The organism is Petrachloros mirabilis, from assembly GCF_975968855.1.
Window position 1 is genome coordinate 1 of the sequence record NZ_CDLUDY010000010.1, and the last position, 8,524, is coordinate 8,524.

The following is an 8,524-nucleotide window of genomic DNA, read 5'->3' on the forward strand; positions in this document are numbered from 1 at the left end:
AACGGCTTAAGCCGGACCTGATTATCTTAGATATCTCGATGCCGCTGTTGAATGGGTTGGACGCCGCGCGTCAACTTAAGAAACTCGTGCCGGATACGAAGCTGCTGTTTCTCACCATGCACGCCAGTCCCACCTACGCGACCGAAGCGTTGAAAGCCGGAGGGAACGGCTACCTCCTGAAGCAATCAGCGGCTTCGGAATTGCCGCAGGCGATTGAAGCGGTACTTAAAGGGCAGACGTATCTCACTCCTGCCGTCACCAAATCCGTGCTCCAGGCGGGATTGCAAGCTGGACAGAAGCCACTCAGGAAAGCTCTCGCCGATTTGACGCCAAGACAGCGCGAAGTGCTGCAATTGATCGCTGAAGGCAAGGCCACGAAAGAAGTGGCGATGCTGTTGAATGTGTCGGTCAAGACGGTTGAGTTCCATAAGGCGCGTCTGATGGAACAGCTCGATCTCCATTCCACTCCCGCACTCATCAGGTTTGCCATTGCCGAGGGCCTGGTCAACGCGGAAGATCGTCCTGCCTAGTATTCTTCTGCGGACCATCTAGGTCATCCCCTAGTTCTCTCGAGAGATCACCGTTTGTTATTTGTGAACCGATGGCCCGCCTGATGATTGACCATCCGTCTATGCAATCATGTGGTAACAGGTCCTTGTTTTCGTAAGACGGGTCGTGCGCAAACTGTCGACCCCTGAAGAATCTGTTCCCCAATCCCCGCGTGCTCGACCGTGGTGCCTCGTGGATTATGTTCTTCTTGGCCAATGACCCGGCAGGACAAGCAAGTCGATCCAGGATGTTGCACAAGGTTAAAAACACGTGCATGCTATTGCACATATAGATGTGGAGAAGCATCGGAACGCGTAAATCGTAAAGAAGCAACGAAAACGAAGGAGGAGAGAGCATGCCTGCACGTACAAAGCGGAAGAAACAGACGACCAAGAAGCCGTCATCGGTAAACGCCAGTCCCTTGGCGCGTACGGTCATGGCAGCCAAACGGAGTAAAAAAAAGGAGACGATTACGGCCGCGATGAAACGAGCGCAGCAGAGAAAGGCGATGGCGACACGTCTGCGCAAGCTCAGGGCGGCTAAGTCCACTAGCCTGCTGGAGCGAACGGTCAAGGCGGCTAAGCGGCAACGTAAGAAGGAAATCATTACCGCGGCGCTCAAGAGGGGCCGGTCGAGGAGCTGAACGTCGCTGTTACAGGTGTTGTGGTGCAAATATTTGCCGATCGGGCAGAAGAAGGCAGAGTGGCATCGGAGCTCGCCCGAATGGCCGGAAAAGCAATTTTGGAGGTCTATGCCTCTCCGTTCAAGGTTAGGTTCAAGGGACCTGATGACCCGGTCACCGACGCAGACTTCAGAGCGCAGGAGGTCATCCTTGCAGGTCTGGCTCGCGAGTTCCCCGATGACGGCATTGTCTCCGAAGAGTACCCGGTTTCGGAGGAGGCTCGTTGTAAACCGCGCGTTTGGTACGTCGATCCGTTGGATGGAACAGGGGAGTTTGTGGCGCGAACCGGAGAATTTTCGGTCATCATCGGACTCCTCGAAGGGGGGCTACCGAAACTCGGTGTGGTCTACTGTCCTGTCACCGGTACGCTCTATGCCGGTGTGTGCGACGATTCCGCTTGGATCATCAAGGGGAATGACACGAAACGGACGTGGGTATCCGCAGCAGCGTCCCCCCAACCTTTGCGTCTGGCAGTCTCCCGTTCGCATCGCCATCCTGTGATCGACGTAGTTAAGTCACGTCTTGGAATGGTAAACGAAATCCCCTGTGGGAGTGTCGGCGCAAAAATTGCCTTACTGGTTTCCGGACAGGCTGATGCTTATGTGGAACCCGCGCCTTATACGAGCAAATGGGATGTCTGCGGAGCGGAAGCCATCCTGCGAGGGGCCTGCGGCTTCATGAGCGACATGGCGGGAGGGCCGTTGCGCTACGATGAACCGGAAATCAAGAACACCAGAGGATTTGTCGCCAGCAACCGTGCCTGCCACGGCGATCTCCTTGCTGCGATTCCGGCATCGGTACTGGGAACCGGGATTCCCGGCTGAGTCATATCTCTTAATGTAATTCGAGAGGATCCGTATGAGCGAAGAGCGTTATCCCATTCCCGATGAATTTCGAAAACATGCCCATATCACGGAAGAACGCTATCAAGAGATGTATCGGCGTTCGGTCGAGGATCCTGAAGGGTTCTGGAACGATCAAGGCCATGCCTTTGTAACCTGGGCGGGACGCTGGCGGAAAGTGCTCGATTGGGATTTCAAGAGAGGTTATGTCCGTTGGTTTGAGGGCGGGCGACTTAATGCCTCTTACAACTGTGTCGATCGCCATGTAGCAAAGCGCGGCGATCAGATTGCAATCATCTGGGAGGGGAACGAGCCGGGTCAGAGCCGCACGGTTACCTATCGTGAATTGCACGAGCACGTCTGTCGATTGGCAAATGCGCTCAAGGAGCGAGGCATTGGAAAAGGTGACCGTGTTTGCCTCTACATGCCTATGATTCCCGAGGCTGTCTTTACCATGCTCGCCTGCGCCCGCATCGGCGCCATCCACTCCGTGGTGTTTGCCGGTTTCTCCTCAGAAGCTTTCAAACATCGTGTCCAAGACAGTGCTTGCCGGTTGGTTGTCACCGCCGACGGTTATCGGCATGGGACCAAGACGATCGATCACAAGAAAAAAACGGACCAGGCGCTGGAAGACTGTCCCGCTGTCAAGACTGTTCTGGTCGTCAAACATCTGGGCGAGAGCATTCCTTGGACCAGCGGGCGCGACGGGTGGTATCACGAGGTTGTCGCCAACAGTTCGTCCGAATGTCCGGTGGTGGAGATGGACGCCGAAGATCCGTTGTTCATTTTGTATACCTCAGGGTCTACGGGCAAACCCAAGGGCGTCGTACACAGCACTGGCGGTTATTTGGTCTTCGCCGCTATGTCTCATCGATACGCCTTTGATTATCACGACGGGGAAGTATATTGGTGTACGGCTGACGTCGGATGGATTACCGGCCATACCTACATCGTGTACGGTCCGCTCGCGAACGGCGCGACCACCATGCTATTCGAAGGAGTGCCTCATTATCCCGACTACTCCCGCTTATGGCAGCTGGTCGATAAACACAAGGTCAACATCTTCTACACGGCACCGACGGCGATACGCGCATTGATGGCGCAAGGTGATGAACCGGTAAAGAAGACCAGCCGCAAGAGCCTGCGCATGCTGGGGAGTGTCGGCGAGCCGATCGATCCTAAATCGTGGGAATGGCTCTATCGAGTTGTCGGGGAAGGGCGGTGTCCCATTGCGGACACGTGGTGGCAGACGGAAACGGGCGGGCTCCTCTTGACTCCTCTGCCGGGGGCGATGGATTTGAAGCCAGGATCAGTGGCTAAGCCGTTTTTTGGCGTCGTGCCGGCTTTGGTTGACGAGAATGGAACCATCCTGGAAGGTGAGGCCCAGGGCCGGCTTGTTATCACCCGCCCATGGCCTTCGCTGGCTCGCACGATCCACGGAAGTCACGAGCGGTATCTCAAGACCTATTTCAGCAGATTTCCGGGCCTGTACGACACAGAGGATGGCGCCAGACGCGACGCCGACGGGTACTATTGGATCACAGGCCGAATTGACGACGTCCTGAACGTTTCCGGCCATCGCATGGGGACCGCGGAGTTGGAGAGCGCGCTGTCCAAGCATCCGGATGTGGCGGAGGCCTCTGTCGTCGGGTTTCCCCACGAGCTCAAGGGGCAAGGCATTTATGCCTACGTCGTGCTGAAGAAAGGCGCCCACGCATCGGATCAGTTGTTCCGAATGCTGATCGAACAGGTCCGTAAGGAAATCGGCCCGATTGCCAAACCCGACTACATCCAATGGGCTGCCGCACTTCCGAAAACACGGTCCGGTAAAATCATGCGACGCATCCTGCGCAAGATTGCGGCCAACCAATTGGATGATTTAGGGGATACGTCGACGTTGGCCGATCCATCTGTAGTCGATACCCTGATTGAGAACCGGAAGATAAAATAGATCTCAAGCTGGTAAGCGATATCCTCCAGAAGCTGCGTCCTCGGGATGGTTGTGAAGTTGAGAAGGAGAAAGAATGAAGAATACATTGGCTGCAGGTGTGCTATGCGGACTTCTGTTGACGGTCGTGTTTGGAGTGTCAGCTCAAGATCTGAGAGGCAGTCCGAAGAGAGGTGAGGAGCTTTATCAGGAACATTGCCTGCGCTGCCACGGTGAAGCGGGTGACGGCATGGGACCGGAAGCCAAGTATCTCGTCGTTCCGCCGGCGAATTTCCACTTGGTGAAACACCGGATCAAGACCGACGTCGAGCTGTTCATTGCGATTCAGGACGGTGTGCTGTTCAGTCCTATGCATGCCTGGCGTGGAAAATTGACCGACGATCAGATTAAGGACCTCGTGGCGTATATCCGATTCTTCGCGCCGTTCCTTGCCATATCCTAAACGCGGATCCATTGCCTGAGGGGCCTTTGCGACCATTCATTTCATCCCTTTGAGATCCAGCTTCAGAGCGAGCAGTTTCAGCAAGTCTTTCAGGGCGACGATCCCGACAAGACGGTCGCCTTCCATCACCATGAGACGACTGTTCCCGGTCCTGTTCATGATGGAAAGGGCGGCGAGTGCATCAGCGTCGGCGCTGACGGTGTTTTCCTCGGAGCAGGGGGTTGCGATGTCCCGTACCGTGTGCCGTGTCCATTGATCTTTCGGGATACCAGCGATCTGTTTCGACGTGACACAGCCGATGAGACGTGAGTCGTGCATGACGGGATAGAGGTCGTGCAACGAGCGATAGAAATGCTCTTCGACTAGAGCGTCCAGGGTCAAATTCGCAGGAACGGTGTCGGGGTTTGGGGTCATGAAGCGGCGAAGCGGTTCGCCCCCAAGCGTGGCGCGTGCGACCAGTTGGTAATACGATGCGGTGGCCGCACTGCGCAAGAAAAGCCCCATGACAAACCACCATACGCCCACCATGAAATTTCCGGTGATCACCTGAAAAACTCCTGAAAGCATCAGGATCAGGCCGAAGAGAGATCCGACGCGGGACGCCGATCGGGTCGCCCCCTGCAAGTCTTTCTTCCATTGCCACAATGCCGCGCGAAGCACACGTCCGCCGTCGAGGGGAAATGCGGGAATCAGATTAAAGGTGCCGAGCAAACCATTCACGAGCGTCAGGTAGCCGAAGATCCCTACCAGGGGAAGGGGGAGCCCCTGCCGATATCCGGTTTCAGACGCGAGGTAGCAGGCGCCGCTGAGGATGAAACTTGAGATCGGACCGGCGATAGCCATGAGAAACTCCGCTTTCGGACTGGGCGGTTCTTCATCCATCTGCGCCACGCCTCCGAAAATGAACAGGGTGATGCTCTTAATAGGAATCCCATACCGTCTCGCCACTACGGAGTGAGCCAGTTCGTGAAAGATGATCGACCCGAAGAGGCCCAACGCCCCCGACACTCCCATCCACCAATAGGTCGAGCGATCCAGGCCGAGATAATAGGCTGGAAAATATCCGCTGGCCAGTGACCAACTAATCAGCAAGGCCAGGATGACCCAACTGAAATCGAGTTGAACTTTGAATCCGAGAATCTGGAATAGCGTAACCGGCTTTCCGAACATCATTCCTCCGGCAGGTGCCTCCAGGAGATGATCTCACAAGTTGCGTGCCGGAGCAGCACAAAAGAAATTCGTCCTGCCTATTTCATTCGTCGAGCTAGTTAGGGAAGAGAAGCCCGCAGCCTTTACCACAAATGGCGGCTCCCACGACTCTTGCTGCCCTGAGCATGTTGGTTGGTGGGCTCTCTGAGGTGTGTAGTCCGCCTTTTCCCCTGTGGAATCTTGCGACAGACGGCTTGCCTGGTCTGGGGAGTTTTGCCTGGGTAACGCGGTGTGGGAGCGGTTCAAAAAGTTTTGTCTTTCAACGAAGTGTGGGCTTCTGAGCGGAGATCCGTAGACCACGAGATGGCATGATGATTGCGCATACCACTCAAATAGGAACAAACAATCCCGGTGATATGCCTCTGTTGCCGGCTCGACAGCGAGATCAGAAGTTGATGTATGTCACGAATGAGTAGGACACCTTCATCAAAGGTTTATTCGACCAAGCAACGGGTAAGCTTTCGACCTGACAGCATGACACGTAGGACCTGCACCATCGGTCGTGACGCCGGGAGGGCAGGATTGTGAACCCCGAGCAGTAAGGAACTGAAGAGATGATGCAGGTGCGGATACATGGGCGAGGCGGGCAGGGAGTCGTGACGGCGGCGGAGCTATTGTCGATGGCCGCGTTTGCCGATGGCAAACATGCCCAGGCCTTTCCCAGTTTTGGCTCGGAACGGATGGGGGCGCCGGTAATGGCTTTCTGTCGCATCGCTCAACGAGCAATACGCACGCGTGAGTCAATCACGCATCCCGACGTGTTGATCATTCAGGATCCCACGTTGCTTCATCAGGTCGAAGTGTTTGCGGGCTTGTCACCGGATGGCTATGTCTTGATCAATTCGACCTTCTCGTTGGATGAACTGGGGATCGGAGAATTTCTGAAGTTGCTTCCATCTCGTCACGTCTGTGCCGTGCCGGCTTCCGACATCGGGCTGAACCGGATGAAACGACCTATTGCGAACACGCCTCTCTTGGGAGGATTCGCCGCGATGACCGGATTGATCAAGCTGGCATCCGTCCAGTCCGCGATACGCAACAAGTTCCACGGTTCCCTGGGTGAGGCCAACGTCGCAGCTTCGAAAGACGGCTACGATCACGTCACAGCCTGTGTCGCCAACGAGGGAGGGCTGTCGCAACATGCACGCGCAAATTGAGGGGTCGCAGGCTATCGCTGAGGCCGTCGTACTGAGCCGGCCTGAGGTCATCGCAGCCTATCCGATTTCGCCGCAGACTCATATCGTGGAACGCTTGTCTCGCATGGTCAAGCAGGGCGATGCCGGCCGGTGCCAGTATCTCAATGTGGAGTCTGAATTCGGAGCGCTCAGTGTGTTAATCGGTGCCTCAGCAGCCGGTGCGCGGACCTATACCGCTACGACCAGCCAAGGACTCCTGTTCATGGCTGAAGCGGTATACAACGCGGCGGGACTCGGATTGCCGATCGTTATGACGATCGCGAATCGAGCGGTCGGCGCCCCGATCAACATTTGGAACGACCATTCCGACAGTATGGCGTTGCGGGACGCAGGGTGGATACAGCTGTACGCAGAAACGAATCAGGAAGCTGCAGATCTCCATATCCAAGCTTTCAGGCTGGCTGAGGAACTGAGTTGCCCCGTGATGGTTTGCATGGACGGGTATATTCTGACCCATGCTTTTGAAGCGATCGATCTTCCTGATCAGGCATCGGTCGATGCCTTCCTTCCTCCCTTCTCGCCTGTACAGGTGCTGGATCCGAGCGACCCGATCACGATCGGGTCGATGGTAGGTCCTGAAGCCTTTACGGAAGTGAAGTATCTGGCCCATCAGCAGCATCTTCGGGCGTTGTCGCTCGTGCCTGAAATAGCGGACGAGTTTGAACGACAGTTTCAGCGTCGGTCGGGAGGACTCTGCGCCGCATATCGGATGGAGAATGCCGACATTGCCGTCGTCGCGCTGGGTTCTGTGGTTGGTACGATCAAAGACGCCGTCGATGACCTGAGGGCGGAGGGGATCGCTGTCGGGTGCGTGAAAATCGGATGCTACCGACCGTTTCCAGCCGGAGAGTTATTGACCGCGTTGGAGGGTACGAAGCGGATCATCGTTGTGGAAAAAGATTTAGCTGTCGGGGTAGGAGGAATTGTCTCCGCCGACGTTCGGATGGCACTGCAAAGGTTGGGTGGTACCGTGCACACTGTAATTGCAGGTCTCGGTGGGCGCTCCATTTCCACCGCTTCACTGAAGCAGATGGTTTTGGAGGCTCGTGCTGAACGATTGACCGAACCGCATTTTTTGGATCTCAAGGGGAATGTGATCGACGAGGAGACTGCTCGCAGACGCGAGCAAAGGCAAGCCGGGCCGCTTGCAGAACGCGTTATTCGTGCGGTGAATGCCATTGGGACCAAGGTGGTCTGACGGAGCAGTCGATGACGACTCAACGGATGAAATTCTATCAGACCGAAACGTTCACGGCCGGGAATCGATTGCTTGATGAAGAATCCCGCACCGTTCAGTCCCTGATGGATCGAACGAATTCCCTGAACTCCGGCCATCGCGCCTGCCAGGGGTGTGGAGAAGCGCTGGGAGCGCGCTATGCTGTCGATTCCGCAATGCGTGCCTCGCACAACCGGTTGATCGCGATCAATGCCACCGGATGTCTCGAGGTCTTTTCCAGTCCCTATCCGGAAAGCTCGTGGCAGATTCCGTGGATGCACTCGGTATTCGGTAATGCCCCGGCGGTTGCAAGCGGAGTTGCGGCGGCGTTACGTGCAAAGGGGCGCGAGGATGTAAAGGTTGTGGCACAGGGTGGAGATGGCGCAACGGTGGACATCGGATTCGGCTGTCTCTCAGGCATGTTCGAACGAAACGATGAC

9 protein-coding genes are annotated in these 8,524 nt (G+C 56.0%); 8 read left to right on the top strand and 1 reads right to left on the bottom strand.

Features of this window, described 5'->3' with window-relative positions; genetic code table 11:
* The 5 genes from ACWVCN_RS00390 to ACWVCN_RS00410 all read left to right on the top strand — a co-directional run.
* A partial coding sequence (locus ACWVCN_RS00390) for a LuxR C-terminal-related transcriptional regulator (RefSeq protein WP_455243519.1) occupies nucleotides 1-530 on the top strand: 530 nt, incomplete at its 5' end.
* Nucleotides 531-904: 374 nt separating this feature from the next.
* A complete protein-coding gene (locus ACWVCN_RS00395; protein ID WP_455243520.1) occupies nucleotides 905-1,192 on the top strand; it encodes a hypothetical protein in 288 nt (95 codons plus the stop codon).
* Between the two features lie 59 nt (nucleotides 1,193-1,251).
* Complete coding sequence (locus ACWVCN_RS00400; protein ID WP_455243521.1) at nucleotides 1,252-2,055, top strand: 3'(2'),5'-bisphosphate nucleotidase CysQ family protein; 804 nt, start codon at nucleotides 1,252-1,254, stop codon at nucleotides 2,053-2,055.
* A gap of 34 nt (nucleotides 2,056-2,089) precedes the next feature.
* Nucleotides 2,090-4,024: an acetate--CoA ligase gene (gene acs / locus ACWVCN_RS00405; protein ID WP_455243522.1), complete on the top strand. Its 1,935-nt coding sequence runs from the start codon at nucleotides 2,090-2,092 to the stop codon at nucleotides 4,022-4,024.
* Nucleotides 4,025-4,097: 73 nt separating this feature from the next.
* A complete protein-coding gene (locus ACWVCN_RS00410; RefSeq protein ID WP_455243523.1) occupies nucleotides 4,098-4,463 on the top strand; it encodes a c-type cytochrome in 366 nt (121 codons plus the stop codon).
* Nucleotides 4,464-4,499: 36 nt separating this feature from the next.
* On the opposite strand, the gene ACWVCN_RS00415 is transcribed toward ACWVCN_RS00410, so the two are convergent.
* On the bottom strand, nucleotides 4,500-5,636 hold the full coding sequence (locus ACWVCN_RS00415; RefSeq protein ID WP_455243524.1) for a site-2 protease family protein: 1,137 nt from the start codon (nucleotides 5,634-5,636) through the stop codon (nucleotides 4,500-4,502).
* 590 nt (nucleotides 5,637-6,226) lie between these two features.
* Here ACWVCN_RS00415 and ACWVCN_RS00420 point away from each other — a divergent pair.
* The 3 genes from ACWVCN_RS00420 to ACWVCN_RS00430 all read left to right on the top strand — a co-directional run.
* Entirely contained in the window at nucleotides 6,227-6,829 is a 603-nt protein-coding gene (locus ACWVCN_RS00420; protein WP_455243525.1) for a 2-oxoacid:acceptor oxidoreductase family protein, read from the top strand.
* The gene (locus ACWVCN_RS00425; protein ID WP_455243526.1) at nucleotides 6,813-8,066 is read left to right on the top strand and encodes a transketolase C-terminal domain-containing protein; all 1,254 of its coding nucleotides are present in this window, start codon (nucleotides 6,813-6,815) and stop codon (nucleotides 8,064-8,066) included. Before ACWVCN_RS00420 ends, ACWVCN_RS00425 begins: the two co-directional genes overlap by 17 nt.
* Before the next feature lie 11 nt (nucleotides 8,067-8,077).
* Nucleotides 8,078-8,524, top strand: a 447-nt coding sequence (locus ACWVCN_RS00430) for a thiamine pyrophosphate-dependent enzyme (RefSeq protein ID WP_455243527.1), incomplete at its 3' end; no start/stop codon positions are given.

Excerpts from the sequence above, each read along its gene's own strand:
- ACWVCN_RS00425 (WP_455243526.1), top strand. The coding sequence starts at position 6,813 with ATGCACGCGCAAATTGAGGGGTCGCAGGCTATCGCTGAGGCCGTCGTA.
- ACWVCN_RS00410 (WP_455243523.1), top strand. The coding sequence starts at position 4,098 with ATGAAGAATACATTGGCTGCAGGTGTGCTATGCGGACTTCTGTTGACG.
- ACWVCN_RS00395 (WP_455243520.1), top strand. The coding sequence starts at position 905 with ATGCCTGCACGTACAAAGCGGAAGAAACAGACGACCAAGAAGCCGTCA.
- acs (WP_455243522.1), top strand. The coding sequence starts at position 2,090 with ATGAGCGAAGAGCGTTATCCCATTCCCGATGAATTTCGAAAACATGCC.
- ACWVCN_RS00420 (WP_455243525.1), top strand. The coding sequence starts at position 6,227 with ATGATGCAGGTGCGGATACATGGGCGAGGCGGGCAGGGAGTCGTGACG.
- ACWVCN_RS00415 (WP_455243524.1), bottom strand. The coding sequence starts at position 5,636 with ATGATGTTCGGAAAGCCGGTTACGCTATTCCAGATTCTCGGATTCAAA.